At 66.4% G+C, this 24,556-nt stretch carries 25 protein-coding genes; 18 read left to right on the plus strand and 7 right to left on the minus strand.

The window, feature by feature from the left end:
• Positions 1 to 52 precede the first annotated feature (52 nt).
• The 3 genes from AC1MB9_RS00095 to AC1MB9_RS00105 form a co-directional block, all read right to left on the minus strand.
• Positions 53 to 2,083: a CocE/NonD family hydrolase gene (locus AC1MB9_RS00095; RefSeq protein WP_479963034.1), complete on the minus strand. Its 2,031-nt coding sequence runs from the start codon at positions 2,081 to 2,083 to the stop codon at positions 53 to 55.
• A gap of 14 nt (positions 2,084 to 2,097) precedes the next feature.
• On the minus strand, positions 2,098 to 3,375 hold the full coding sequence (locus tag AC1MB9_RS00100) for an ATP-grasp domain-containing protein (protein ID WP_479963035.1): 1,278 nt from the start codon (positions 3,373 to 3,375) through the stop codon (positions 2,098 to 2,100).
• 145 nt (positions 3,376 to 3,520) lie between these two features.
• Positions 3,521 to 4,336: a thioesterase family protein gene (locus AC1MB9_RS00105; RefSeq protein ID WP_479963036.1), complete on the minus strand. Its 816-nt coding sequence runs from the start codon at positions 4,334 to 4,336 to the stop codon at positions 3,521 to 3,523.
• 119 nt (positions 4,337 to 4,455) lie between these two features.
• On the opposite strand from AC1MB9_RS00105, the gene AC1MB9_RS00110 reads away from it, so the two are divergent.
• Positions 4,456 to 4,764, plus strand: a complete 309-nt coding sequence (locus tag AC1MB9_RS00110; RefSeq protein WP_479963037.1) for a hypothetical protein — start codon at positions 4,456 to 4,458, stop codon at positions 4,762 to 4,764.
• Positions 4,765 to 4,984: 220 nt separating this feature from the next.
• Here AC1MB9_RS00110 and AC1MB9_RS00115 read toward each other — a convergent pair whose 3' ends face one another.
• Positions 4,985 to 5,353 carry a thioredoxin family protein gene (locus AC1MB9_RS00115; protein ID WP_479963038.1) on the minus strand — a complete coding sequence of 123 codons (369 nt, stop codon included), beginning with the start codon at positions 5,351 to 5,353 and terminating at the stop codon, positions 4,985 to 4,987.
• 169 nt (positions 5,354 to 5,522) lie between these two features.
• Here AC1MB9_RS00115 and AC1MB9_RS00120 point away from each other — a divergent pair, with 169 nt between their 5' ends.
• From AC1MB9_RS00120 to AC1MB9_RS00135, 4 genes are read left to right on the plus strand one after another with little or no spacing between them, the layout of a single operon-like run.
• Positions 5,523 to 6,884, plus strand: coding sequence for an MBL fold metallo-hydrolase (locus AC1MB9_RS00120; RefSeq protein WP_479963039.1), 1,362 nt, complete (start codon positions 5,523 to 5,525; stop codon positions 6,882 to 6,884).
• A 2-nt stretch (positions 6,885 to 6,886) separates the two neighbouring features.
• A complete protein-coding gene (locus tag AC1MB9_RS00125; RefSeq protein WP_479963040.1) occupies positions 6,887 to 7,951 on the plus strand; it encodes a HoxN/HupN/NixA family nickel/cobalt transporter in 1,065 nt (354 codons plus the stop codon).
• Positions 7,948 to 8,259 (plus strand): rhodanese-like domain-containing protein, encoded by a 312-nt coding sequence (locus tag AC1MB9_RS00130; protein ID WP_479963041.1) that lies wholly within the window; start codon positions 7,948 to 7,950, stop codon positions 8,257 to 8,259. Before AC1MB9_RS00125 ends, AC1MB9_RS00130 begins: the two co-directional genes overlap by 4 nt.
• The gene (locus AC1MB9_RS00135; protein ID WP_479963042.1) at positions 8,256 to 9,020 is read left to right on the plus strand and encodes a sulfite exporter TauE/SafE family protein; all 765 of its coding nucleotides are present in this window, start codon (positions 8,256 to 8,258) and stop codon (positions 9,018 to 9,020) included. The genes AC1MB9_RS00130 and AC1MB9_RS00135 overlap by 4 nt, the downstream gene beginning before the upstream one ends.
• 78 nt (positions 9,021 to 9,098) lie before the next feature.
• On the opposite strand, the gene AC1MB9_RS00140 is transcribed toward AC1MB9_RS00135, so the two are convergent.
• From AC1MB9_RS00140 to AC1MB9_RS00150, 3 genes are all read right to left on the minus strand, one after another.
• Positions 9,099 to 10,682 carry a PhoX family protein gene (locus AC1MB9_RS00140; RefSeq protein WP_479963043.1) on the minus strand — a complete coding sequence of 528 codons (1,584 nt, stop codon included), beginning with the start codon at positions 10,680 to 10,682 and terminating at the stop codon, positions 9,099 to 9,101.
• A 143-nt stretch (positions 10,683 to 10,825) separates the two neighbouring features.
• Positions 10,826 to 11,236, minus strand: coding sequence for an arsenate reductase ArsC (locus AC1MB9_RS00145; protein WP_479963044.1), 411 nt, complete (start codon positions 11,234 to 11,236; stop codon positions 10,826 to 10,828).
• A 73-nt stretch (positions 11,237 to 11,309) separates the two neighbouring features.
• Entirely contained in the window at positions 11,310 to 12,293 is a 984-nt protein-coding gene (locus AC1MB9_RS00150; RefSeq protein ID WP_479963045.1) for a metalloregulator ArsR/SmtB family transcription factor, read from the minus strand.
• 375 nt (positions 12,294 to 12,668) lie between these two features.
• Between AC1MB9_RS00150 and AC1MB9_RS00155 the strand changes: the two genes are divergently transcribed.
• The 13 genes from AC1MB9_RS00155 (at position 12,669) to AC1MB9_RS00215 (ending at position 24,556) form a co-directional block, all read left to right on the plus strand.
• Positions 12,669 to 13,967 carry an MFS transporter gene (locus AC1MB9_RS00155; protein ID WP_479963046.1) on the plus strand — a complete coding sequence of 433 codons (1,299 nt, stop codon included), beginning with the start codon at positions 12,669 to 12,671 and terminating at the stop codon, positions 13,965 to 13,967.
• Positions 13,968 to 13,976: 9 nt separating this feature from the next.
• Positions 13,977 to 15,341: an FAD-dependent oxidoreductase gene (locus AC1MB9_RS00160; RefSeq protein ID WP_479963047.1), complete on the plus strand. Its 1,365-nt coding sequence runs from the start codon at positions 13,977 to 13,979 to the stop codon at positions 15,339 to 15,341.
• The gene (locus AC1MB9_RS00165) at positions 15,338 to 16,528 is read left to right on the plus strand and encodes a CaiB/BaiF CoA transferase family protein (RefSeq protein ID WP_479963048.1); all 1,191 of its coding nucleotides are present in this window, start codon (positions 15,338 to 15,340) and stop codon (positions 16,526 to 16,528) included. The genes AC1MB9_RS00160 and AC1MB9_RS00165 overlap by 4 nt, the downstream gene beginning before the upstream one ends.
• Complete coding sequence (locus tag AC1MB9_RS00170) at positions 16,525 to 17,325, plus strand: enoyl-CoA hydratase-related protein (protein WP_479963049.1); 801 nt, start codon at positions 16,525 to 16,527, stop codon at positions 17,323 to 17,325. The genes AC1MB9_RS00165 and AC1MB9_RS00170 overlap by 4 nt, the downstream gene beginning before the upstream one ends.
• Positions 17,322 to 18,248, plus strand: a complete 927-nt coding sequence (locus AC1MB9_RS00175; RefSeq protein ID WP_479963050.1) for a dihydrodipicolinate synthase family protein — start codon at positions 17,322 to 17,324, stop codon at positions 18,246 to 18,248. The genes AC1MB9_RS00170 and AC1MB9_RS00175 overlap by 4 nt, the downstream gene beginning before the upstream one ends.
• Positions 18,248 to 19,021: an SDR family oxidoreductase gene (locus AC1MB9_RS00180; RefSeq protein ID WP_479963051.1), complete on the plus strand. Its 774-nt coding sequence runs from the start codon at positions 18,248 to 18,250 to the stop codon at positions 19,019 to 19,021. Before AC1MB9_RS00175 ends, AC1MB9_RS00180 begins: the two co-directional genes overlap by 1 nt.
• 26 nt (positions 19,022 to 19,047) lie before the next feature.
• Positions 19,048 to 20,481 carry an aldehyde dehydrogenase family protein gene (locus AC1MB9_RS00185; protein ID WP_479963052.1) on the plus strand — a complete coding sequence of 478 codons (1,434 nt, stop codon included), beginning with the start codon at positions 19,048 to 19,050 and terminating at the stop codon, positions 20,479 to 20,481.
• 9 nt (positions 20,482 to 20,490) lie between these two features.
• Positions 20,491 to 20,823: a ferredoxin gene (fdxA, locus tag AC1MB9_RS00190; RefSeq protein WP_479963053.1), complete on the plus strand. Its 333-nt coding sequence runs from the start codon at positions 20,491 to 20,493 to the stop codon at positions 20,821 to 20,823.
• Positions 20,820 to 21,047 (plus strand): hypothetical protein, encoded by a 228-nt coding sequence (locus tag AC1MB9_RS00195; RefSeq protein WP_479963054.1) that lies wholly within the window; start codon positions 20,820 to 20,822, stop codon positions 21,045 to 21,047. Before fdxA ends, AC1MB9_RS00195 begins: the two co-directional genes overlap by 4 nt.
• 98 nt (positions 21,048 to 21,145) lie before the next feature.
• The gene (locus AC1MB9_RS00200) at positions 21,146 to 21,751 is read left to right on the plus strand and encodes a helix-turn-helix domain-containing protein (protein ID WP_479963055.1); all 606 of its coding nucleotides are present in this window, start codon (positions 21,146 to 21,148) and stop codon (positions 21,749 to 21,751) included.
• A 104-nt stretch (positions 21,752 to 21,855) separates the two neighbouring features.
• Complete coding sequence (locus tag AC1MB9_RS00205) at positions 21,856 to 22,947, plus strand: ABC transporter substrate-binding protein (protein WP_479963056.1); 1,092 nt, start codon at positions 21,856 to 21,858, stop codon at positions 22,945 to 22,947.
• The gene (locus AC1MB9_RS00210) at positions 22,944 to 23,729 is read left to right on the plus strand and encodes an ABC transporter ATP-binding protein (RefSeq protein WP_479963057.1); all 786 of its coding nucleotides are present in this window, start codon (positions 22,944 to 22,946) and stop codon (positions 23,727 to 23,729) included. The genes AC1MB9_RS00205 and AC1MB9_RS00210 overlap by 4 nt, the downstream gene beginning before the upstream one ends.
• Entirely contained in the window at positions 23,729 to 24,556 is an 828-nt protein-coding gene (locus AC1MB9_RS00215) for an ABC transporter permease (protein WP_479963058.1), read from the plus strand. Before AC1MB9_RS00210 ends, AC1MB9_RS00215 begins: the two co-directional genes overlap by 1 nt.

Here is a 24,556-nt window from a genome sequence, read left to right on the forward strand (position 1 = left end):
GGTGACCCACCACGATCGGGGGCCGATCATCCGATGCGCCTCGTCGTGTGCCTCAGATGCAGTCTCGCGGGATCGTGGTGTTCCAGGTCTTGGACATCACCCGTTGTCCGCTCTCGTAGGCGTCGAGTTCGGCGTACAGGTGAAAGTCGGTCGGCGTCGACGTGAGCACGGTTTTCGTCGTCGTCCGCACGTGCCAGTCACCGCGCTCAAACGCCATGGTCCAGTCAGTTTCGCCGCGGACGGAGGAGAAGTCCCTCCCGGCGAAGCTGTAGCGTTCGGTCACGCGACGGGTGACTTTCAAGTCGATGTCGCGGAAGCGCACCACACCGAGATCTTTGACCACGGTCAGGGCCGCCGAGAGGTCGACGAGGTTCCGGGAGACGTTCCAGAGCTGCTTGCCGGGTTGCAGTTGGGTCACGACAATCGGCGCGGCCCCTTCCGCCTCCGCGAAGCGCGGCGCTGGTTCTGCGGCATCCACGCCGACCGGGCGCACGGGCAGCACCAGGGAACTCGCGCCCGGATCCACCGTCAACCGCACCGCTGCCGGCGGCGGCCAGACCAACGGCCAGTAAGAGGTCGAGAGCGAGATCCGCAGCCGATGCCCCGCGGGGAAAGCCTGTGCCATGCCGTTGAGCTGCACCGTGACCCGGTGCCGTTCACCCGGTACCAACGGCTCGGGAGCATCCGAGCCGTTGTAGTGGGTCAGATTGCAGATGCCATAACTGACCCGCGTCGCCTCGCCGTCGGGTGCCACATCGGACAGTCGCACGGCCACCAGGGCGACCGGGCGGTCCGCGGAGAGCACGAGCTCCACGCGGGGCGCTCCGAGTACCTCCAGCGGTGCGGGCAGCCGGTCGCTGTCGAAGACCATTGAGCCGCCATCCTCCTCCCGCTGGTCATACGGCATGTCCGGAGGCGCGTTGTAGGAGCACCATTTTCCCGCAAACTGGCCGACCGACAGCGGTGACTGCACCGTCAGCTCGGGGCTGCTCGCCGGGGATTCCCCCGGCCCGGCGATTCGATTGCGGCCCAGGGCGTACCGCGTCTCAACGATGCGCGGGCTGGGCCAGCTCGGCTCGCCAACCCAGCGACCCGGGCGGTGCTTGTAGGTGGTCGCGGGGCGTACCGTGTCCTGCATCCAGATCGTTAGCGCGGGGCCGTCCATTGCGCCGTTGTCGCGCTTGTCCTTCAGCCAATGGTCCCACCAGGTGACGGCCTCCTGAAGGAACCCGATCGGCGGGCCGGGTTGGCCGAATTGCGGGTATTTGTGGCTCCACGGGCCGATGAGGCCGCGCACCGGGACGTGCAGTCCCGCCAGTAGCCGGAACACCGCGTTGGAATAGCCGTCGGCCCAGCCGCTCACGGCCAGCACTGGGCATTCGATCGCGGAGTAGTCCTCTTTGACCGATCCGTGCTGCCAATACGCGTCGCGGCGCTGGTGTCGCAGCCACTGCTCGAGCCACAGCCCGCTGTGCTGGAGTCGATCGAACCAGAGTTCGCGCCAGCGATCGCCGACGATCGCCGGATCCGGCGGGCAGGACGTGTACGCAAACATGGTCGACGCCCAGGAGAGGTTGTCGCTGAGCAGACAACCGCCCATGTAGTGCACGTCGTCGGAGTATCGGTCATCGGACGAGCAGACGGTGATGATGGCCCCCAGACTCGGCGGCCGACGCGCGGCCACTTGCAGGGCGTTGAAGCCTCCCCAGGAGATCCCCATCATCCCGGTGCGTCCGCTGCACCAGGGCTGCGCCGCCATCCAGGCCAGCACTTCCTCGGCGTCGCAGAGCTCCCGTTCCAGGTACTCATCGGTGAGTATCCCCTCGGAATCACCGCTGCCACGCAGGTCAACCCGCAAACACGCATAGCCGTGGCCGGCCATGTACGGATGGTTCATGGAGTCGCGCTGGGCCGTGAGGTCGCGTTTCCGGTACGGGATCATCTCCAGCACGCCGGGCACCGGCTCGCGCTCGGCGAGACGGGGCCGCCAGAGCCGGGCGGCCAAATGGACGCCGTCCGACATCGGAATCCACAAATGTTCGGTTTCCTCCACCTCATAGGGCAAGGCGGTGACGCTACGCATCCGGTTCCTCCCGGCTAATCGTCAATCGTGAAGCTCAGCGCCTCGACGCATCGGGCGTATTTATCGTGCAGCTCCTGCTCATCGAGTGCGCCCGTGTAAATCTCCGCCAGGACGTAGCTGTAGCTGTCCTCTCCATCGTGCTCCGAGAGTCGCCTCCCCGCAATGGCCGCGACGCGCACCGTGCAGCCGGAAATGCTCCGTTCGATCTCGGCGACTTCCTCGGCTGTCGGTACGCGACGCACCATCCCATCGGAGAAACGCCGCAGGAACCATTTGGCCGCCGTCGGGAACGCTCCCTGTCCCGGTTCCACGCGGCGCGGGTCGCGGTCCAGGGCCAGGTCGAGCATATAGGCATGGTTGGGCACGCCGTCGACCAGCTCGAACAGCAGAGCATGGGACTGGGAGTGCCGGGCGTTGATCTCGAGCAGGCTGAGCCGCTCGGTCACCGGGTCCCAGAAGTATTCAATGTTGAACGTGCTGTTGCGGAGTCCAACGGCGCTGATCACGCGGCGGGACACCTCGGCCATCCGTTCCTGGACGAGGTCGGGAACGCGCCGGGAGGGGTATTGGTAGCAGAGAAAACTGGACACCCCGCGGTAGCTGACCGAGTCAACCACCCCGTAGATCTGGATCAGGCCGCCGCGGCTGAAACCTTCGACGGTGACCTGTTGGCCGGTGGCTGCTTCCTCGACCAGACAGGCCAGTGAGCTCACGGCCGCGATCTTCGGCGGCAACTCCACCATGGCGAGGATGTCGCTGAATGGTCGTCCGATCCGATCGATCACCCGACGCTCGTGCACGAGGGCATCCCGGAGTTGCTCCGCATTCTCGACGTAGCGGGCGCCTTCGGATGCGGTGGACTTGATCGGTTTGATCCAGGCCGGGTAGGAGAGCGGCGCCGGGAGTCCCGAGTGCTCGTCGGCCAGGTCGAGGAGACCGAAGGGCATGTATTCGTCGATCACCTTTTGTTGTTCCAGCCGGCTCCAGTACTTGTGCTCGCACTTCAGCACGGCCTCAAGGCTCGCAGATGCCAGTCCGTACCGATCGCACAGGATGGGAACCATCATGGTCACGGGAAAGTCCCAGTAGCCCACGATGGCGTGGATGGGCCCGTCGAAGGCATCCAACTGGCGCTCGGCCCGGGCCAGCAGCTCCGGCACGGAGACGGTCCCGGTCTGGAGTTCCCGGCGGGTGAGCAGTTGATGAAACTCGTACCGGTCGGCATCCGCCAGCCGAAGCAGCACGGAGAGGTTGAGCTCGTCGAGCCCGAGAACAAAAACGTTCCGTCGCATCAAGAATGGCCTTCCCGGGAGTGCGAGATACCACCTCGCCTGCGAGCGATGGAGCGCGAACCCGGCGGCCCGCGGTGGCATTCTATCCGGACCGGCCCCGGCTACCAGAGGCAATGTCCGCGCCGCCCGGGCGGATGCCCGCTGGTCAGCTCGTCGGGCGCACGGTGAGAATCTGCTCGGCGCGACCGACCGGCCCGTTCTCATCGTGCAGCACACTGCTGGTCAGGCCGTGGCCGGCCGGACCGAAGGTGACGGTGGTCTCCAGGCCCACCCAGTGGCCGGTCGGCTGCCGGTGCAGGTGGATCGTGAGGTCGAGATTGGGGTACGTGAAGTCCAGGGGGGACTCGCGCACGGCGATCCCGTTGGCGGTATCGACCAGCGCGATGAAGGACGCGTGCGGACTGCTGCTTTCCCCGGCGACGAGCGCCGAGTCGGTGCTAAGCCAGGCGCTGGCCCTTCCCGGCAGCGGCGGCGCGACGCTCCGAAAATCAACGGAGGCGACGTACCCGCCCGGCCAGATGTCCGCCATCGACCACGGGGTCGAGCGCTCGGGAGAGGGCAAGGGTGCCGGTTGTCCGCCGACCACGCTGCTCGTGTCAGCGGTGGCGATGAACCAGGCGCGGGCGAGCACGGCGGGGCGACCGTCGATGATCACGGTCGCTTCAATGAGTTCGATGGTGCGGCCGGGCCGGATCGTCTCGACCCGGATCTCGCAGTCGGAGGCGGCGAGAAAGCCGAGGATATCGAAGCTGATGCGCCCCAGCTCTTTCCCGTTGGTCCCGCCGTCTGCGGCGGCTCGGTGCAGGTCGATGGCGTGCACGATCAGGCCGGACAGGGGGCTGAAGTGGATTTCGTCGGCGTTCCACGCGCCGCCGGCAATCTCGGTGGGCCGGTAGAGGCCGGGGGCGATCGCCTCGAAATAGGCGCCGATCGGAATGTGCGCGCCGGGATGTTCACTCATGCTGCTTCTCCTTCGTCAGACGCCGCAGCGCCGTGCCATCCACCATAGGGGCGATTGCCGGGGGTGCTCGCGGTCGCAGATGTAGAGTTTGATCCTCGGGGTGATCAAGGGAGTTGGGCGTGAAAGCGGAAATACTACATATCGACGATTGCCCGAGTTGGGAAGAGGCGGGTCGACTGCTGCGGGCGGCCCTGGACGCGACCGGTCATCAGGACACGAGCATCGCCTACACGCTTATCCCTTCGGCGGCCGCCGCGACGCAGGTGCCGTTCGCGGGTTCGCCGACCATCCTCGTTGACGGTACCGACCTGTTTCCGTCCGAGGGGCGAACCACCGACCTCGCCTGCCGGGTCTACCTGACCTCCGCTGGTCTCGCCGGCCGGCCAACCCCCGAACAACTGCGCCACGCGCTGCTATCTCGTGGATGAGAAGGCCCAGGCGTTGCATTGTTCCTGTTGCGGCCGTACATTCTTGCGACGTCGCCTCCACGCGCTAGGAAACGCCGAGGCATACATCTGCCGACGATGTGGTCTGTGGGTCGCTCTACGTTTCCACCGTGACCGGATTGACTGAGGCCTGAGCCCAACCAAAACGCCCCCGGCAAGCCGGGGGCGTTTTGTGCGCCGTCGAGCGTGTGACGCCCGCCGGTCAGGCGGAGGCCTGCTGGGCAGCGATGCTTGCGTGCACCTCGGCCATGTCCAGGTTCGCCACGGCGGCGATGACCTCGTCGAGGGATGAGGCATTCAGTGCTCCGGGCTGGGAAAACACGAGAACCTTGTCCCGGAACGCCATCAGGGTGGGAATCGAACGAATGTCGGCCGCCGCGGCGAGCGCCTGTTCGACCTCGGTATCGACCTTACCGAAGACGATCTCCGGGTGCTTCTCTGACGCAGCAGTAAAGGTCGGAGCGAACATGCGGCACGGGGCGCACCACTCTGCCCAGAAATCCACCAGCACGATGCTGTTGTCGGTAATGGTCGCGTCGAACGTCTTTTCTGTGATGTCAATGGTAGCCATGCACCCAGAATATACCCTATGGGGTATCGTGTGCAAGCGCCCGCGACGCATGCGGTGCCGCCGTGAAGTTTTGAGACCAAACGCCTGCTCCGACTTGCCTCCGGATACCCCTAGGGGTATATTGTGAAGCGTGGAACCGATTCGCATTAATTCTGGAGGACTTCGAACCATGGACGTCATCGTTATCGAAACCCCGCAACTGGGAGACCGCAGCTACCTGATCCATGACGGCGCTGTTGCGCTGGTCATCGACCCGCAGCGCGACACCGACCGGGTGGACACCGCCGCCCGCGAGGCCGGAGTCGTGATCACCCACGTCGCCGAGACCCACATGCACAACGACTATGTGACCGGCGGGTACGAGCTGGCCAAGGAGCACGGCGCGAAGTACCTCGTCAACGCCGCCGACCCCGTGACGTTTGAACGCGAGCCGATCACGGACGGCCAGGTCATTGAGATCGGCAACTTCCGGGTCACCGTCGTCGCCACCCCGGGCCACACGCACACCCACGTCTCCTACATCGTCAGTGACGGCAGCACCGAGGCCGTGTTCTCGGGCGGAAGCCTGTTGTTCGGCTCCGTTGGCCGCACCGACCTCGTTGCCGCCACGGACACCGTCGGGCTTACCCACGCCCAGTACGCATCCGCGCGCAAGCTCGTGCACGCCGCCGAGCATGATGCCGGGCTGTACCCGACGCACGGATTCGGCTCGTTCTGCTCCAGCGGCCCCGCCACCGGGGCCGGCGCGTCCACCATCGGGGAGCAGCTCACCGCCAACCATGCCCTCACCGACATGGATGAAGAGCACTTCGTTCGCGATCTGATCGCCAACCTCACCGCCTACCCGTCGTACTACGCCCACATGGCACCCGCCAACACCCAGGGCCCCGGACCGGCGGACCTGCAGGTGCCCGAGTCCCTCGACGCCGCCGAGCTCACCCGCCGACTGGCCGACGGGGAATGGGTCGTCGACCTGCGCAATCGGGTCGCGTTCTCCAGCAACCACCTGCAGGGTGCCGTGAGCTTCGAATACGGCAACGGTGCCAGCTTCACCACCTACCTCGGCTGGGTGCTGCCCTGGAGCGACAAGCTCACCCTCGTCGGCGCCCACGCCGACGTCGAAGACGCCATCCGCGACCTGTCCCGGATCGGCATCGACTCTCCGGATGCCGCCATCGGTACCGAGCCGCACGCCCTGGCCCCCGACGCCCCGGTCGCTTCCTACCCGCGCGTGGGCTGGGCCGAACTCCTCCAGGACCGCGCCGGAGACGACGTGCTCCTCGACACCCGACGCACCGACGAATTCGCCGACTCCCGCCTGCTCGGGGCCGTGAACGTGCCCCTGCACGAGCTCCTCACCCGGATGGACGAGATCCCCGCCGGCAGGATCTGGGTGCACTGCGGATCCGGCTACCGCGCGGGCGTCGCCGCCAGCCTCCTGCAGCGCGTCGGCCGCACCGTGGTGCACATCGACGCCTCCTTCGGCGACGCCGAAGCAGCCGGAGTCCCGATGGCCGAGCAAACCGTCTAGACATGACGGTGCTCCGAGTGGCAGTCCACCCGGCCGAGAAGCGCAGCCTTCTCGGCATGGGTGCCGCTGTGAGCGCCCTCCATCTCATCGGCTGGGGGGCGTTGTTCCTCTTCGTCCTGCCGGACCTGGCCCGGTCGGGCGGCAACGCCGCGGTGCTGCTCGGTCTGGCGGTCAGCGCCTACCTGCTCGGAGTTCGACACGCGTTCGACGCTGACCACATCGTCGCCATCGACAACACCACCCGTCGCCTCGTCGCCACCGGTCGCCGACCCGTGTCCGTGGGGTTCTGGTTCGCCCTGGGCCACTCCACCGTCGTACTGCTGTGCGTCGTGCTGCTGGTTCTTGGCATCAATGCCTTCGCCGGCGGCCTGGCCGATGAGGGTTCCGCCCTACGCCAGGTCACGAGCGTCTGGGGCGCGGCAGTCTCCGGGCTCTTCCTCATTCTGATGGGCGCGCTCAATCTGTCCTCTCTCAAGGGCCTGCGACAGATGCTCCGTGACGTGCGGGCGGGGCGGTTCGACCAGAGTGAACTCGACGGACATCTGGACAATCGGGGGCTGATCAACAAGATCCTCCGGCCGATGTCGCGATTAGTCGACACTCCCTGGAAAATGTTCCCGATCGGCGTGCTGTTCGGACTGGGCCTGGACACGGCCGTGTCGATCAGCCTGTTCGTGTTCGCCGGGGTGCTCACGCCCAACCTGCCCTGGTACGCCGCGATGGTGCTCCCCGTGGTTTTCATGGCCGGGATGACCCTGTTCGACAGCGCGGACGGCGTCCTGATGAACCATGTTTACCGCTGGGCCTCCGCCGACCCGTTGCGCAAGGTGTACTACAACCTCATCGTGACCGGGGTGTCTGTGTTCGTCGCCTTCTTCGTCGGAGGGATGGGCCTGATGTCCATGCTCACCGACCTCGGCGTCGGCGGGGGAGCCCTCGCCCTCATCACGACCCTCGACCTCAACTTCCTAGGCGTGATCCTGATCGGCGTCTTCGCGCTGGCCTGGCTCTCCGCCGCCGTGTGGTGGAGACGCCGCACGTACCCCGCACAAGAAAGGCACCCATGATGGAAATCACCCCCCAGCAGGTATCCACCCGCACGGACGACGCCCAGATCGTCGACGTTCGCGAGACCGAGGAACTGGCCGACGGGGTCATTCCCGGGGCGCTCCACATCCCGCTCGGCAGGGTTCCGGAGAGCCATTCCGCCCTGGACTCGACCCGACGCGTCATCGTCGTGTGTCGCAGCGGGCGCCGCAGCGCGGCCGCCGCACAGCATCTGGCCGATGCCGGATTCGACGCCTACACGATGAGCGGCGGCATGCTTGAGTGGGCGGCCGAGGAGCTCCCCATGGATCTGCCCCGGCTCCCGTGATCATCACGGCACTCGCCCTCGGACTGATAGTCGGGGCGTTGCTTGGTCTGGTCGGCGGCGGCGGCTCGATTCTCGCCGTCCCCGCACTCGTCTACGGCGTCGGACTGCCGCTGTCGGAGGCCATTCCCACGTCCCTGATCGTCGTGGGAGCGGCCTCCGCCGTCGCCGTGCTCCCTCGCCTTCGCCGCGGCGTGAACTGGCGCCTCGCACTGATCGTCGGCGCGGCCGGCGTGACCACCGCATTCCTGGGTACACTGGTCAACCGGCTGCTCGACGAGCGCGTGCTCCTCGGCGCCTTCGCCGTGATCATGGTGATCGCGGGCGTGCGGATGTTCCTCCCCACCCGGTCGGTCGGCGGGCCCTGCGCCCTCCCCGGCGGGGGCGTCAACTGGCGCAGCTGCCTGCCCCGCGCCCTGGCCACCGGCGCCGTGGTCGGATTTCTCACCGGTCTGCTCGGCGTCGGCGGGGGATTCCTCATCGTTCCGGCGCTCACCCTCGTTCTTGGCCTGCCGATGGGCGTGGCCGTTGGCTCCTCTCTGGTGATCATCGTCATCAACTCCGCCGCCGGATTCGTCGCGCACCTCGGCGCCGTGCAGATCGACTGGGCGATCACGGGCGCCTTCGCCGTATCGGCCATGGCCGCGTCCCTCATTGCCGGCCGGCTCGGACGCGGACTGTCCGACAAAGCCCTCAAACGGGGCTTTGCGATACTGGTTCTGGGCGTCGCCGTTTATGTCGCCGCGCAGGCGCTGATCGGCTGATTGCCACACGCACAACAATGCCCCCGTCGCTGTCAGCGACGGGGGCATTGTTGTGCGTGGTCCGACTCGGCGTGGGCCCTAGTCCCGGTCGTGCTTGCCGTCGTGCCGGCCGCTGCCATGTGAGTCCGCGGAGGCCGCGGTGTGCAGCTCCCACGTCACATTGTCGCCGTGCTGCTGCGTCCAGAACGTGCGCCAGTCGCCGGTCATCATCTGCGGGATCTGCGCGCCGAGGATCCCGGCTGCCGTCGGGTCACCGTTGGACACGTGGATGCCCGTGATCTCGTTGTCACCGTCGTTGTAGCCGGGGCTCGTGGAGTGGTCGTAGTTCGCCGAGGCGTCGCGACCCTCGGCGAGCCAGCGCACCGCCGCGGGCCCGGTCTTCTTGCTCTTCCTGGAGACGTCCAGCATGTAGCCGGAGTCGAGGGCGTCGCGCTGGGCGTGCAGGGAGTCGCCGGCGTCCTCGACCACGAGCAGCTTGTCCTTCGAGGCGAACTGGATGTTGTCGAGGCCCGTGTGCTCAAGGTCGCCGACAAACACGGGGGACAGCGTGCCGGTCTCGGCCGTCGGGGAGGACTGGCTCAAGCGGAAGACACCGCCGTATGCACCGGGGAGGGTGCTGTCCTTGTTGGTGTCGCCGGTTTCGGTGAAGTAGAACTCACCGAAGTCGGTGCCCGGTCGGAAGACGCCGTTCTCGGGGCGCTTGAACGGGGTGGCTTCCGCGGCCGCGGCGGCGGCGGTCGCCCCGTTGTCGGCGCCGGGGGTGACCGTGACCCACGAGGTGGTGAACGAGGTGCCGTACGTGTGCAGGTCGGTGACGAACTGGTCGGACGGGTTGTCCGCGAGCTGCTTCGCCGTGACCGCGGTGCCATCCGCCCGGCTCACCTGCAGTGCCTGCAGTGTGCCGGTGGACAGGTCGCCCGGCGTTGTCGGGGTGAACCGGTAGACGTAGCTGTTGGGTGCCTTGCCGCCGTCGGTCTTGGCGCCGCCGATATCCTCGACCAGCCAGACGTTCCCGGCCGAGTCGTTCTGGATGCCCTCGTAGCCGCCGGAGCCGAGCGCCGGGAGGGGGACGATATCGCCGTCGACCGGGTCGCCGTTGTCATCGAGCGTGATGCCGAAGACGCCGCCCTTCGGTGCCGCGGCCTCGGCGGCCAGAAGGAGCTGGTGCGTGAACGGATCCCAGGTGATGCCGTCGAAGGTGGGAACATCGGCCCCGTCGGACCGGGAGTCGGCGATCAGGGTGACTCGTTTGCTCAGGTCCGTTTCATCCAGGTTCACCCGAGTGACGTAGCCCTGTGGTCCTCCCTCGTGCCCCTGGAACAGATAGCGCTTCCCGCCGAAGTTCAGGTAGACGTTCTTGTCCGGCTCGGTCTTGAACGCCTCCTGCGCGTCCTGGGTGAGCGGACCGCCGTTTGAGGTGTTGTAGCCGTAGTGCGAGATTCCGCCGTTCGGGTTGGCCAGCGGCAGCTGCCCCCAGGCGACCGGGCTCTGCTCGAGGCCGGCGGCGAGAACGTTGCTCTGGATGCCGAATGCCGAGTTTGCTGCCACGCCGTCTCTGTGGGCGTCGGAGGTCGCGGCCGCGGGCAGCGTGGCGGCGAGAACGGTCAGCCCCAAGCCCAGGCCCACCGCAGCCGTCATGCCGATTCTCGTGTACTTCATCATGTCCTCCTTGTTGTGGTGACCCCCAACCCGAGGACAATACAAGTCATCCCAGGTATCTGCCCGGTGACAGGGACCTGAACGGGACATGCCTGCGAGCGGAACAGTCGCCCGCGCACGGTGATGTCGCCCGTCGGCCGGGGAATCTACGCCGTCATGGGAAGAATCTCGGTGAGAAGAGCCGTGACGCGGGCCTTGATCTCGTCGCGAATCGGCCGCACGGACTCGATGCCCTGGCCGGCCGGATCGGCAAGTTCCCAGTCCTCGTAGCGCTTGCCGGGGAAGATCGGGCAGGTGTCGCCGCAGCCCATGGTGATCACGACATCCGAGTCCTTGACGGCGTCGGTGGTGAGAATCTTGGGCACGTTGTTCGCGATGTCGATTCCATCTTCGGCCATGGCCTCGATGGCGACGGGGTTGATCTGGTCTTTCGGGGCGGAGCCCGCAGAGAGTACCTCGACGCGCCCGTGGGAGAGCGCTGTCAGATAGCCGGCGGCCATCTGCGAGCGGCCCGCGTTGTGCACACAGACAAAGAGGACGGTGGGAGGGGCGATCATGGCGAGTCCTTCGGTCGGGGATACCCAAAGCATAGATGAGCATCTATGGATATGGCAGGGGGCGATGTGAGGTTCAGCTGCCGTTCATCGAGGAGCTTGTCCCGTGGATCTCGGCCAGCAGGTCCTTCACGCGCCGGGTGATGTCGTCGCGAATCCTCCGAACGTCGGCCAGGTGAAGGCCGGCGGGGTCGGGGAGGTCCCAGTCGAGGTAGCGCCGACCCGGGTAGACGGGGCAGGCGTCTCCGCATCCCATGGTGATCACGTAGTCGGCGGCGCGGACGACCTCGTCGGTGAGGGGTTTGGGGTACTCGCCCGCGAGGGGAACGCCGACCTCGTCGAGGGCGCTCACCACGAGCGGGTTCACCAGTTCGGCGGGTTCCGAGCCGGCCGTCCTGACCCGCACCTGATCGCCGGCCAGCGAGCGGAGGATGGCCGAGGCCATCTGGGATCGGCCGGCATTTTGCACGCAGACGAAGAGCACCTCAGGCGTGTGGTCACTGGCTCGATGTTCGACGGTCGCGAGCGCGCGGAGACGGTCGCCCGCGAACCGGCTGGTGAGCGACGGCAGGTACCGGCTGATGCCGGCCCTGCCGGCGAGGAGCGCGTAACTCTCCCTGACGTAGCGATCGATTGTTTCCGGGGCGAACACACCGCGGAACCGGACGGCAAGGTCCTCGGCAATCCTGAGCAGCACAGCGGGCGCGGGCGCAGCCGGTTTCGTGACCCGGTACGCAAGCAGCAGCTCGGCGATCTCCGGCTGCCGGCCCGGGGTGACGGAGTACCAGACGACACGGCCGACCTTGGCCCGTTCCAGCAGGCCGGCCTCGACCATGACCCGCATGTGGTGGCTCACCGTCGGTTGCCGCAGCCCGAGTGCACGGGCGAGCCGGCCGACGAGGGCCCGGCCATCCGGGCTGTCGACGATCAGACCAAGCAGGCGCACGCGCGTCGGGTCGGCCAGGACCTTCAGGTTGCGGGCGATCTGCTCCGCGGCATCGTTGTCGCTCACCGGCGTCGCGTCGGGTGGTCCGTCGGCGTCACGAGTCGGAATGGCCATGGGGGCGAGTCTAATCCGGCGGATGCCGCCCGCCCCGAGGTGACGCCCGCCCAGCAAAATCTCCTTGAATAACGCTTCTTCACCATAATGAAGAAAATCGTTGACATCGTAAATTTATTCAATATAGTTGTGGCAAGTCCTCAAACGCAGTGCCAACACTGTAGGCGTCGGTTACCCGGCCTGCCTCCCGAACCGCGCGCTGACGAGTCTACGACGAGCCATGCGTAGCGCTCGGGGTTCACACCCCTCCCTTGTGGTGGCACCGTCCCCGCGGTCGTCCCGATATCCGATAGGCCCTCGCCGACGTGACCGTGTCACGGCGGCGAATGCCCGTACCCTCAGGCACCAATGGTGGTGTCACAGAAGGAATCACACATGCTCAGCACAACGGTCACAGACACCGTGCACGTTCAACGGCGGCTCACTCCTGAGGTTCGCCGCGGTCTCCTCGGCCTCGGCCTCGGCAACACCCTCGAGTGGTTCGACTGGATGATTTTCGGTCTCCTCTCCGCGTTCATCGGCCCGAAATTCTTCCCCTCCGAGGACCCCCTCACCGCCACGCTGAGCGCCCTTGCCGTCTTCGCGGTCGGGTTCGCGTTCCGTCCGCTCGGCGGAGTGCTGCTCGGCACGCTCGCCGACCGGATCGGCCGCCGCCGCGTCATGCTCCTGTCGATTTCGATGATGGCCGGAACCACGGCGATCATCGCCATCTCGCCCACGTACGATCAGATCGGCTCCTGGGCCGGCATCATCCTGCTGCTGTGCCGCGTTGTGCAGGGGATCTCCACCGGCATCGAGGCGCCGCTGTCCACCGCGCACGCCGTGGAGCTGGCCCCCGCCGGACGTGAGGGCATGGTCGCCGGGCTGATGTCGTTCTACGTCAACATCGGCATCCTGCTCGCCTCCCTCACCAGCTTCCTCACCAGCCTGCTGCTCGGCGGCGAGATCATGGCCGACTGGGGTTGGCGGGTGCCGTTCATCATCGGCGCGATCTTCGGCCTCGTCGTGGTCTACCTGCGCCGCTCCCTCCCGGAGACGATGACCAGCGAGGAGCTCGAAACGAACTCCCCGAAGAAGGTGTGGACGGAGGTGCGCAAGCACTGGATCAGCGTGCTCGCCATCATCTTCATCGTCGGCGCAGCTCAGGCCTACAACTACGCGTGGAACGTCGGCCTCCCGAGCGCCGCCCGCGGTAACTTCAAGGAAGACCCCACCACCGTCTTCGCCCTGACCACCGTGCTCGGCGTCATCCTCGTCATCGGCAGCTGGATCATCGGCAAGGTTGTCGACGGCAAGGCCATGTCGAAGTGGTTCCTGGTCACCCGCATTCTGGCGATCCCCTCCGTCTTCCTGATGCTGCTGTACGTGGAGCCCGGCATCGTCGGTTTCGCCGCAGTCCTCCTCGGCGGATCGATCGTCCTGGTGCTGAACATGACGCTCTACAACGTCGTCTCCTCGTCACTCATGCCCAAGAGCTGCCGCGGCACGGGCGTCTCGCTCGGCTACGGCATCGGCGTCGCCCTGTTCGGCGGCACCGCGTCCTACCTTCTCGTCTGGCTGCAGTCGGTCGACCTCAACTGGGTCTTCCCCGTCTACGTCGCCGTGCTCTCCATCCTCAGCATCATCTTCTACCTGCTCGCCCGCCGCACCAACGGCCTGTTCGTTGGAAAGTAAGGACACTCAATGACTACTCTCGACCTGCGCACCAGCACCGCCGACCTCACGGCACCCGTCATCTCCCGCTCCGACATCCTCGTGGTGGGCGGCGGCCCGGCCGGCGTCGCCGCCGCCGTCACCGCCGCACGCAGCGGCGCCAGCGTCACCCTGCTGGAGCGCTACTCCGCGCTCGGCGGCCTCGCTTCCGGCGGAATGGTTTTGGTGCTCGACGACATGATCAACGGGCCGGAGATCACCGTCACCGGAATTGTTTCCGAGTACGTCGACCGACTCGAAAGCATCGGGCTGGCCGTGGTGCCGCCGGAAGAGGACCGCCACGCGGCGACCGACACCTGGAACAAGTGGGGCCGCTTCGGCCTCTTCGACTTCCACTCGCACAGCAACCCGAAGCCGGTCTGCTACGCGGCCGCCTTCGACCCGGACGGCTGGAAGCGCGTCTCCAACGACCTCGTCCGCGAGGCCGGCGTGAATCTGCGTCTGCACTCCTGGTTCTCCCGGCCGATCGTCGACAACGGCGTCATGAAGGGCGTCATCTGCGAGACCAAGTCGGGTCCGCAGGCATTCATGGCCGACATCGTCATCGACACCACCGGCGACATCGACGTCGCCTCCCGGGCCGGCGCGAGCTACGCCCACGACAGCTACCTCACCACCCTCGTCTTCCGCCTCGGCGGCGTCGACACCGTCGCCGCCGAAGAGTACGAGCAGGAACACCCCAAGGAGGCTCGCGCCATCAACCGTCAGGTGAAGCGCCTGCTCGGCGGCGCGTGGGAGCTGTGGTGGCTCAAGACGCCCATCCCCGGCGTGGTGTGGTGCAACGCCCCGCACATGACCGGTTTCGACGGCGTCGACCCGGAAGACATGACCAAGGCCGAGTTCGCCGCTCGCGACCGCATCACCGCGGCGGTCGATTTCGTCAAGGCGAACCTGCCCGGCTTCGAGAACACCTACATCGTCGACGTCGCCCAGCAGATGGGCGTGCGCCAGACCCGGCTCCTGCAGGGCGAGTACGTCATGACCCAGGAAGACGTCACCTCGCGTCGGCACTTCGCCGATTCCGTGGCCCGCGGCCGTGACTACTACTACCCGTACCGGTCGTTGCTGCCCAAGGAAGTCGACCAGCTGCTCGTCGCCGGACGGCACTACTCCGCCACCCCGGAGGCGCAGAAAATGTCCCGCGAGATCCCGCCGTGCATGGCCATGGGCCAGGCCGTCGGTGCGGCCGCCTCGCTCGCCGTCGACCAGGGCGTGCTCGTACGCGACGTGCCGGTCGCCGACATCCAGCGCGAAATGCACAAGCACGGTGCCGACCCGGGAGACGTGCCCTCCGCCAATGCCTCCATCGACGCGGATGCGCTGGCCCAGGTATGACTGCCGCCTCGATGCCGCTGTCCGGCGTCACCATCGTCGACTTCACCCAGGTGTACATGGGGCCGAGCTGTACGCAGCTGCTCGGTGACTACGGAGCCGACATCATCAAGATCGAGCGTCCCGGCCTCGGCGACATCTCCCGCAATTCCTTCCCCGACAAGGACGGTCAGGACAACCCGATCTTCCTCGCCATCAACCGCAACAAGCGCAGCCTGTCCATCGACACCCGTAAAGAGGAGGGGCGCGAGGTTCTGCACCAGCTCCTGGTCGACGCGGACGTGGTCGTCAGTAACTTCCGCGCCGGAGTGATGGAGCGGATGGGATTCGGTTACGAAGACCTGAAGAAGATCAACCCCGCCCTCATTTGGGCCTCCGGCACCGGGTTCGGCACCGAAGGCCCCTACTCGCACAAGGGCGGGCAGGACGTTATCGCCCAGGCCTACTCGGGTGTGATGTGGCGCCGGGAGTCCGAGGACTCCCCGCTGTCCGTCTACCCGACCACGCTGTGTGACTACACAACCGGCATGCATCTGATGCAGGGCATCCTGTTGGCGCTGCGCACCCGGGATGAATCCGGTGTCGGCCAAAAGGTTGAGGTCACCATGTACGACTCCATGCTGCACATGCAGATGCAGGAAGCGTGCATGCAACTCAACCGCGGCTACGAGGTCAACTGGGGCGCCATGCCGCTCAGCGGCGTCTACGCGACCACGGATGGCGCCATCACCATGGTCGGCGGATTCACCGAAGACCCGCTGCGGCACATCTCGCTGGCCCTGGAGCTGGACGAGGACCTCAGCCTGCGGCCCGAATTCGCCACGCTCGAGCAGCAGTTCGAACACAAGCCTGTTCTGCAGAGCATCTTCCGCGACAAGATTGCCACCAACACGACGGCGTATTGGGGTGAGCGCCTCGAGAACGAAGGCCTGCTCAACGCGCCCGTGCACACCCTGGAGCAGGCACTGGCCGACGAGCAAACCACGGCGAACAAGATGATCGTCGAGGCCGAGCATCCGTCCGTCGGCACGGTGCGCATGCTCAACGCCCCCATTCGCCTGTCGGAAACGCCGCCGACAATCCGTCGCAGCGCACCGCGCCTCGGCGAGCACAACGTCGAAGTGCTGCAGGAGAACGGCTACGACGATGCGGCCATCGCCCGCCTGCAGGAACTGGGGGTGCTTCGATGACCGCGGCGGTGCAGACCGACGAGGTCGTTCTGCAGATCGACAACCACGTCGCCACGGTGACCATCAACCGTCCGCAGGTGATGAACGCGGTCGACGAGGCCACGACCGACCGGCTCAACCAGATCTGGGACCAGATCGAGAACGACCGCGACATTCGCGTGGTCGTGCTGACCGGCGCCGGCGACCGCGCCTTCTGCGTCGGCGCGGACATGTCCGCGGCGGCGGTCGACAAGACCGGCCTGCAGTACTGGGCCGACCTCGACCCGAACGGCTTCGGCGGCCTCAGCCTGCGCACCACGCTCGATATCCCCGTCATTGTGCGCGTCAACGGCTACGCACTCGGCGGCGGCATGGAAATGGTGCTGGGGGCTGACATCGTCGTGGCGGCCGAGTCCGCGCAGTTCGGCCTGACCGAACCACGCGTGGGACGGCTGGCCCTCGACGGCGGAATCAGCCAGCTCGTGCGCAAGATCCCGTACACGCAGGCCATGGGGCTGCTCCTGACCGGGCGCAAGGCCCCGGCCGCCGAGATGGCGACCCTCGGCCTCGTCAACGAGGTGGTACCCGCCGACGAACTGGACGCGGCCGTCGACCGTTGGGTGCAGCAGATCCTCTCCTGCGCCCCGACGTCCGTGCGTGCGGTCAAGCAGATGGTGACCCGCACCACGCATCTCTCCGCTCAGGACGCGCGTCGGGTTCGGCTTCCCGCCCTGATGGAATCGCTCGACAGCGCCGACTCGGCCGAAGGCGTCCTGGCCTTCCAAGAGAAGCGCCGACCCGTTTGGCCCGGAAAATGAGCGGGCAGCAGACCACGCCGGAGCGCCAGGCGTTCACTCCCGGCGTTTGGGGCGTGCTCGCCACGCCCTTCCAGGGCAGCACCTTCGACGTCGACGTCGACAGTCTCGCCGCACTGGCCGAGCATTATGAAGCCATCGGCGCGACCGGCCTGACCGTACTCGGCGTCTTCGGTGAAGCCGCCGCGCTCTCCGCCCCGGAGCGCGAACTGGTTCTCGAGATTGTGACCGAGTCCACGACCCTCCCGCTCGTCGTCGGGATCTCGGCACTGGCCACCCAGCCCGCGATCGAGGAGGTACTGGCGGCACAGGCCGCCGCCACCGGACGGATCGCCGCCGTGATGGTGCAGGTCAATTCCCCGAACCCGCGCGTCGTCACCCACCACCTGCAGGCCATCCATGAGGCAACAGGCGCGTCCATCGTGCTGCAGGACTACCCCCTCGCGAGCGGGGTCTCCATCCCGACGCCGGCACTGATCTCGGTGGTCTCCTCCTGCGCGTTTGTCCTCGCGCTCAAGGCCGAGGCCCCCCCGACACCGGTGGCCATCGCCGCCCTCACCGCAGCCCTCGACGTCCCCGTCTTCGGTGGTCTGGGCGGCCAGGGGCTGCTCGACGAGCTGGTGTCCGGTGCCGCCGGCGCGATGACCGGATTCTCCTACCCCGAGGCACTCATCGCCTGCGTGAACGCGTGGACGAGCTCGGGGTACGAGGCGGCGCGCGATGCGCTCCTGCCCGTTCTGCCGTTGATCAACTTCGAGCAGCAGGCCAAGATCGCCCTGGCCCTTCGCAAGGAATGCTTCCGCCAGCGCGGCCTGATCAAGGAATCCGGCGTGCGGCCTCCCGCCGCGGAATACCCGGAAAGCCTGCGCGCCTCGATGCTCATTCACCTGCGCGAAGCCGCCGCAGCCTACCCGGGGAGGAACTGATGGATCTCAAACTGAAGGGAAAGACGGCACTCATCGCCGCGTCCACCGGAGGCCTTGGCCTCGCCGTGGCCACCGCGTTGGCAGGGGAGGGCGCGAACGTCGTCATCACCGGTCGACGGGCGGACCGTGCCCGGGAGATCGCCGACGGCCTACCGAGCGCGATCGGCATCGCAGCCGACCTCAATACCGAGGAGGGCATCGACGCGGTGTTCGACGGCGCCGTGGAGGCCTTCGGCCCCATCGACATCCTCGTGCTCAACGGCCCCGGACCCAAGCCGGGGGCCGCCGCGGCGCTGACCAGTGACGAGATGGCGTCGGCCTTCGACCTGCTCGTCAAGCCGCAGCACGCGCTGATCAGCCGGGCGTTGCCCGGCATGCGATCCCGGCGCTGGGGGCGCATTCTCGCGCTGGGCTCCAGCGGGGTCGTCGCGCCGCTGCCCAACCTGGCCGTCTCCAACATCGGCCGGGCGGCGCTCGCCGGATACCTCAAAACCCTCGCGGCCGAAGTGGCCCTGGACGAGGTGACGGTCAACCTGCTCCTGCCCGGGCGGATCGAAACGGACCGGGTCGGCGAACTCGACCACGCCGCGGCCAAACGGCGCGGAACGACCGTCGAATCGATCCAGCAGGAATCCCGCGGCACCATTCCCGCCCGTCGCTACGGCGACCCCGCGGAGTTCGGCGCCGCCGCAGCTTTCCTGTGCAGTGGGCCGGCCTCGTACATCACCGGAGTGGCCCTGCGCTGCGACGGCGGCCTCGTTCGCAGCCTCTAAACATCGACCCAAAAGAAGGAATCCCCATGAGTAACGCAGCAATTGCACAGAACCTGATCAACGGCGAGTGGGTCGGCGGCGCCGACGTCGAGAGAATGAACCCGGCGCGTCCCGGCCAGGTCGCGGTCGTGTCACCGAGCGCGAGCCTCGCGGGCCTCGACGACGCCCTCGCCGCCGCCGAGTCGGCGCAGGCCGGCTGGGCCGCCATGCCGTTGCCCGCCCGCGGCGCCATCCTGATCACCGCCGGCACCCTGTTGCAGGAACGCAAGCGCGCCATTGCCGAAGACCTCGTGCGTGAAGAGGGAAAGACCATCGCCGAGGCCATGGGCGAGGTCACTCGCGCCATCGACGTGATGCGCTTCTTCGGATCCCTCGGCTGGGCGTCGACCGGGGATGTTCTGCCCAGCGGAGTCCCCGACACCACGATCTACACGCGCCGCGAGCCCATTGGCGTCGTCGGGCTGATCACGCCGTGGAACTTCCCGATCGCCATTCCTGCGTGGAAGACCGCCCCCGCGCTGATCAGCGGCAACTCCGTCGTCCTGAAGCCCGCCGAAATGACGCCGATGTCGGCCACGCACCTCGCCCGGGCCCTCGCCGACGCCGGTCTCCCGGCCGGAGTGCTCAACATCGTGCACGGCAAGGGACGCATCATCGGATCCGCCCTCGCCCACGACTCTCGCGTCGCCGGCCTGTCGTTCACCGGCTCGACGGCCGTCGGACTAGGGCTGCACAAGGTGATGAGCGAGCGCCGGGCCCGCGTGCAGCTCGAAATGGGCGGCAAGAACGGCGTGCTCGTGCTTGACGACGCCGACCCGCGCAAGGCCGCCCAGGTGGTCGCCGCCGGCGGCTTCGCGCTCACCGGGCAGGCCTGCACGGCGACGTCGCGGGTGTACGTCACCCCGGGCATCCGCTCCGCATTCCTTACGGAACTCGTCGCGCAGGCCGGGTCCTACGCCCCCGGCGACGGCCTGGACGCCGCGACCAAGATGGGCGTCGTGGTCAGCGACAACCAGCTGCAGCAGAACGAGGGCGCTGTACGTGACGCGCTCGGCCGCGGCGCGACCGCACTGCACGGCGCCCCGGCCGACAACGGCCTTCACTTCACCCCGACGGTGCTCACCGATATCGCGCACGACGATCCTGCCGTGCGCGACGAAATCTTCGGCCCGGTCATCGCGGCCCTGGAGGTGCCGGACTACGAGGCCGGCCTCGCCGCCATCAACGACTCCCGCTATGGCCTCACCGCCGGAATCTGCACGGACAGTCTCGCTCGCTCCACCGATTTCGCCCAACGTGCCCAGGCCGGCGTCATCAAGATCAACCGTCCGACGGCCGGTCTGGACCTCAACGTGCCGTTCGGTGGCGTGAAGGACTCCTCAACGAACACGTTCCGGGAACAGGGTCGCACCGCGCTCGACTTCTTCACCTGGGGCAAGACCGTCTACACCGGGGTGTGATCCCTCGATATGACATTCGTCATAGCCCAGCCATGTGTGGACGTCAAGGACAAGGCCTGCATTGAGGCCTGCCCCGTGGACTGTATCTACGAGGGAGAGCGGTCGCTGTACATCCACCCGGATGAGTGCGTCGACTGCGGCGCCTGTGATCCGGTCTGCCCCGTGGAGGCGATCTTCTACGTGGACGATGTGCCGGATGAATGGGAGGAGTACACGCGAGCCAACGTTGAATTCTTCAGCGAATTGGGCTCGCCCCTGGGCGCCGGCCGGCTCGGGAACATTGGGCGGGACGATCCGTTCATCACCGGGCTTGCACCGCAGAATCAAGGAGCAACGGTGTGATCGACGCCATCGGCTGGGTGGGTTCTGCCCTCATCCTGGTCTCGCTCGCGCAACCGCAGGCCCGACGCCTGCACTCCCTGAACATTGCCGCGTGCGTGGTCCTGATCGGCTACAACGGCCTGATCGGGGCCGTGCCGGGCGTCGCGCTGAACACGGGTCTCATTCTCGTGAATCTCTGGCGGCTCCGTGCCTTGTCGAGGGAGGTGTCCCCGGACCGAATGTGACGATCAAATAAAGTCTTTTAGCATAGTGAATAAATCTATTGACAAAGTAAATATCTTCAATATTGTTGTACTCACTCTCCAAACGACAGGATGCACCCATGACCGACACCAAGACAGGGGTCCCTTCAGCTGCGCTGAATGGACTGTTGGCAACGGTCGGAAGTCTGGTGCACTCCCTGCGTAAGGAGAGAGGAATGACTCTGGCCCAGTTGGCCGAGACCGCCGGGCTGAGCCCGGCGATCGTGAGTCAGATCGAACGTGGCAAGGCAAACCCGGCATTCACAACGCTGGCGCAGCTGGCCCACGGCCTCGAAATTCCTGTCGGTCGGTTCTTCATCGGCCACGACGAACCCGCATCACCCGTCGTGCGCCGAACGGATCGACGCAATCTGCAAGGCGTCACCCGGGAGTCCGTCGGAGAAGCAGCTCACGAGCTGCTGACCCCGGATCACACCGGCCTCCTTGAGGCGCAGTGGATTGTGAGCCCCCCGGGGCACAACACGAGTGAGACTCCTTTCCGCCACCGCGGAGAAGAGTTCGGCATCATCCTTTCCGGAAAGATCGACATCTATCTCGACGGAGAGCGCTACATCCTGGAGGCGGGCGATTCGATCACCTACGCCTCCACCGTGCCGCACTGGTACATCAACCGCTACGAAGAGTCATGCGTAGCCGTCTGGGTGAGCTCCCCTCCCGCCTGGTGAGGCCCCCTCCGCCCAGGCTCTTCCCAACATTCCGATCGACTGCTTCGCCGTGGCGTGCCTGCCGCGTCGATTTTTTGATCCTGAAAAGTTCAATGAGGAGCTTCATGCCTAATTTTCGCCGACCCAACACGCGCCGCCAGGGTCTCTCTCGCCGCTTCGTCGCCGCCGCAGTCGCCGCGGCGTCGCTCTCGCTCGTGCTCGCCTCGTGCAGCTCGACAGCCCCCTCGACCGATTCGCCCGACGGCTCCTCAGATGCAGAACTGACACCGCTGTCACTGCAACTGGGATGGCTGATTGACGACGGAATCGCGGGCGAGGCCGTTGCCCTCTCCAAGGGCTGGTACGAGGAGGCCGGAATTGACCTTGAGATCAACGCCGGCGGTCCGAGCCTGGACGGTGTCGCGCTGGTGTCCAGCGGTGCCAGCGACATCGGACAGTTGTCGTCCAGCCCGAGTTTGATGCTGGCACGCTCGCAGGGCATCCCGGTGCAGGCCTTCGCGGCCGGGCTGCAGAAGCACCCGTACACCTTCTTCTCGCTGGCTGAGAACGCCGTCACCGAACCGCACGACCTGATCGGCAAAACCGTCGGCGTGCAGGCGACCGGCCAGGTGCTGCTCCAGGCGGTGCTGGCCGCCAACGACATCGATCCGTCCGACGTGACCGTTCAGGTCGTCGGGTCCGAGATCACCCCGCTCACGACCGGCGCCGTCGACGTGTGGACGGGGTGGGCGACAACGGCCTCCATTGCACGCACCCTCGGAGAAGTCGACACGGACTACTTCGAAATGGCGCTGTGGGATGCCGGCGTGCAGCTGTATCCCCGGGTCTACTACGCGACCGAGTCCACCCTCGCCGACAAGCCCGAAGCTCTCGCGACGTATCTCGAAGTCACCTCGCGCGGCTGGGAATACGCCTACGCCAATCTGGACGAAGCCGCTGCCGCGGTGGCAGAGCTCGCGCCGGGACTCGACACGGAAATCATCGCCGAAGGTATCACCATCGCACACGCCTATGAGACCGACGGTTCGGGTACTCGAGTGAACTGGGGAAGCATGGACCCCGACGTGTGGGCCAACCAGCTCGATACCTGGGAATCCCTCGGCCTGTTCCCGAATGCTGTTCCCGCGCTCGACGATGTCATCGACACCAGCATCCTCGACGACAGCACCCGAGTTGAAATCAGCGACGAACTATGACCGTCGAGACGGTGACGGCCCTGGACGAGCTGCGGGTGAGCGACGTCACGGTGACCTTCGAAAGCAACCGGGCGACGGTCACCGCGATCGCCGGACTCAGCGCCGTATTCCCGGCCGGAAGCTTCACCTCGCTGCTGGGGCCGTCCGGCTGCGGAAAATCCACCCTGCTCCGCGTGATCTCCGACCTCGTGCAGCCGACGGAGGGAAACGTCAACCTGTTCGGTCAGAGCCCGCATGAGGCCCGCACCACACGGCAAATCGGATTCGTCTTCCAGGACGCGACCCTGTTGCCCTGGCGCAACGTTTTGGACAACATCCTCTTGCCGCTCCAGGTGGGCGGAGGCGCCAGCATCACCGACCATGCCGACCCGCACGAACTCTTGAAGCTCGTGGGGCTGGAAGGCCGGGAGCTGGCCTTCCCGCACGAACTGTCCGGTGGCATGCGCCAGCGCGTCGCCATCGCGCGAGCCCTGATCTGCAAGCCGAAGATCCTGCTCATGGACGAGCCGTTCGGGGCCCTGGATGAGATCACCCGCGATCACCTGAACGGCGAATTGCTCCGAATTTGGCGAACCACGGGGACCACGATCGTGTTTGTCACCCACTCGATAACGGAGGCGGCGTTCCTGTCGGAACAGGTCATCCTCCTGGCGGCAAACCCGGGACGGGTGCAGGAAATCGTTTCGATCGATCTCCCGCAGCCCCGCGAGCTAAGCGTTCGAGATTCCATGGAATTTACCAACGTGGCCGCACATCTGCGGCGCGTACTGGAGGTATGCTAATGGCCACCATCAGCCCCGTCGCCACGCGACGAACGGCAGAATCGGCAGGACCCGCACCAAGCCGAACGCGTCGCCCCGGCGGCCACCGGCTCATACCCCTCGTCGGCATCGTCGTTCTGGTCATTGTCGCCCAGATCGCCACCACGGTGTTCTCGATCCCGGTCTACATTTTTCCGGCACCGACCGACGTGTTCGGCGCGCTGATCAGCAACTATCCGCTCGTGCTGACGCACATGTGGCCGACGATCTTTGAAGCGGTCATGGGGTTCCTGCTGGGCAACTCCGTGGCCATTCTGCTGGCCGTCACCTTCATGTACTGGCGCTCGGCGGAACGCATGGTGATGCCGATGGCCATCATCGCGCACACCATCCCGGTCGTGGCCATCGCCCCGGTGCTCGTCATCATGATGGGAAGCGGATTCACGTCGAAGATCGCCGTTGCCGCGCTGGTCTGCTTCTTCCCGACCCTCGTGAACATGGTCAAGGGACTGCGATCAGCGGACCGCCAGTCCATCGAACTCATGCAGGTGCTCTCGGCGAGCAAGACCGAAACGCTCACCAACATTCGCGCCTATGCGTGCCTGCCGTTCCTGTTCTCCGCACTCAAGATCGCAGCCGGCAGCGCCTTCATCGGCGCGATCATCGCCGAATGGATCGGATCTCAACAGGGTCTGGGCTATCTCATCATCCAAACCACATATAGCTATGACACTCCACTGCTGTATGTCGTCATGCTCGCCGCGTCCATCCTGTCGATCTCGCTCTTCTCGATCGTCGCCACCGCCGAACGTCTCATCGTGCGCTGGAAACCAGAAGAAGACAGCTAA

Source organism: Cryobacterium sp. AP27 (assembly GCF_056680495.1).

Bases quoted from the DNA above. Each gene is read 5' to 3' on its own strand.
- AC1MB9_RS00115 (WP_479963038.1), bottom strand. From the start codon at position 5,353: ATGGCTACCATTGACATCACAGAAAAGACGTTCGACGCGACCATTACC.
- AC1MB9_RS00140 (WP_479963043.1), bottom strand. From the start codon at position 10,682: ATGATGAAGTACACGAGAATCGGCATGACGGCTGCGGTGGGCCTGGGC.
- AC1MB9_RS00185 (WP_479963052.1), top strand. From the start codon at position 19,048: ATGAGTAACGCAGCAATTGCACAGAACCTGATCAACGGCGAGTGGGTC.
- AC1MB9_RS00160 (WP_479963047.1), top strand. From the start codon at position 13,977: ATGACTACTCTCGACCTGCGCACCAGCACCGCCGACCTCACGGCACCC.
- AC1MB9_RS00200 (WP_479963055.1), top strand. From the start codon at position 21,146: ATGACCGACACCAAGACAGGGGTCCCTTCAGCTGCGCTGAATGGACTG.
- AC1MB9_RS00120 (WP_479963039.1), top strand. From the start codon at position 5,523: ATGGACGTCATCGTTATCGAAACCCCGCAACTGGGAGACCGCAGCTAC.
- AC1MB9_RS00205 (WP_479963056.1), top strand. From the start codon at position 21,856: ATGCCTAATTTTCGCCGACCCAACACGCGCCGCCAGGGTCTCTCTCGC.
- AC1MB9_RS00150 (WP_479963045.1), bottom strand. From the start codon at position 12,293: ATGGCCATTCCGACTCGTGACGCCGACGGACCACCCGACGCGACGCCG.
- AC1MB9_RS00165 (WP_479963048.1), top strand. From the start codon at position 15,338: ATGACTGCCGCCTCGATGCCGCTGTCCGGCGTCACCATCGTCGACTTC.
- fdxA (WP_479963053.1), top strand. From the start codon at position 20,491: ATGACATTCGTCATAGCCCAGCCATGTGTGGACGTCAAGGACAAGGCC.
- AC1MB9_RS00105 (WP_479963036.1), bottom strand. From the start codon at position 4,336: ATGAGTGAACATCCCGGCGCGCACATTCCGATCGGCGCCTATTTCGAG.
- AC1MB9_RS00215 (WP_479963058.1), top strand. From the start codon at position 23,729: ATGGCCACCATCAGCCCCGTCGCCACGCGACGAACGGCAGAATCGGCA.
- AC1MB9_RS00130 (WP_479963041.1), top strand. From the start codon at position 7,948: ATGATGGAAATCACCCCCCAGCAGGTATCCACCCGCACGGACGACGCC.
- AC1MB9_RS00155 (WP_479963046.1), top strand. From the start codon at position 12,669: ATGCTCAGCACAACGGTCACAGACACCGTGCACGTTCAACGGCGGCTC.
- AC1MB9_RS00145 (WP_479963044.1), bottom strand. From the start codon at position 11,236: ATGATCGCCCCTCCCACCGTCCTCTTTGTCTGTGTGCACAACGCGGGC.
- AC1MB9_RS00180 (WP_479963051.1), top strand. From the start codon at position 18,248: ATGGATCTCAAACTGAAGGGAAAGACGGCACTCATCGCCGCGTCCACC.
- AC1MB9_RS00100 (WP_479963035.1), bottom strand. From the start codon at position 3,375: ATGCGACGGAACGTTTTTGTTCTCGGGCTCGACGAGCTCAACCTCTCC.
- AC1MB9_RS00095 (WP_479963034.1), bottom strand. From the start codon at position 2,083: ATGCGTAGCGTCACCGCCTTGCCCTATGAGGTGGAGGAAACCGAACAT.
- AC1MB9_RS00175 (WP_479963050.1), top strand. From the start codon at position 17,322: ATGAGCGGGCAGCAGACCACGCCGGAGCGCCAGGCGTTCACTCCCGGC.
- AC1MB9_RS00170 (WP_479963049.1), top strand. From the start codon at position 16,525: ATGACCGCGGCGGTGCAGACCGACGAGGTCGTTCTGCAGATCGACAAC.
- AC1MB9_RS00125 (WP_479963040.1), top strand. From the start codon at position 6,887: ATGACGGTGCTCCGAGTGGCAGTCCACCCGGCCGAGAAGCGCAGCCTT.
- AC1MB9_RS00210 (WP_479963057.1), top strand. From the start codon at position 22,944: ATGACCGTCGAGACGGTGACGGCCCTGGACGAGCTGCGGGTGAGCGAC.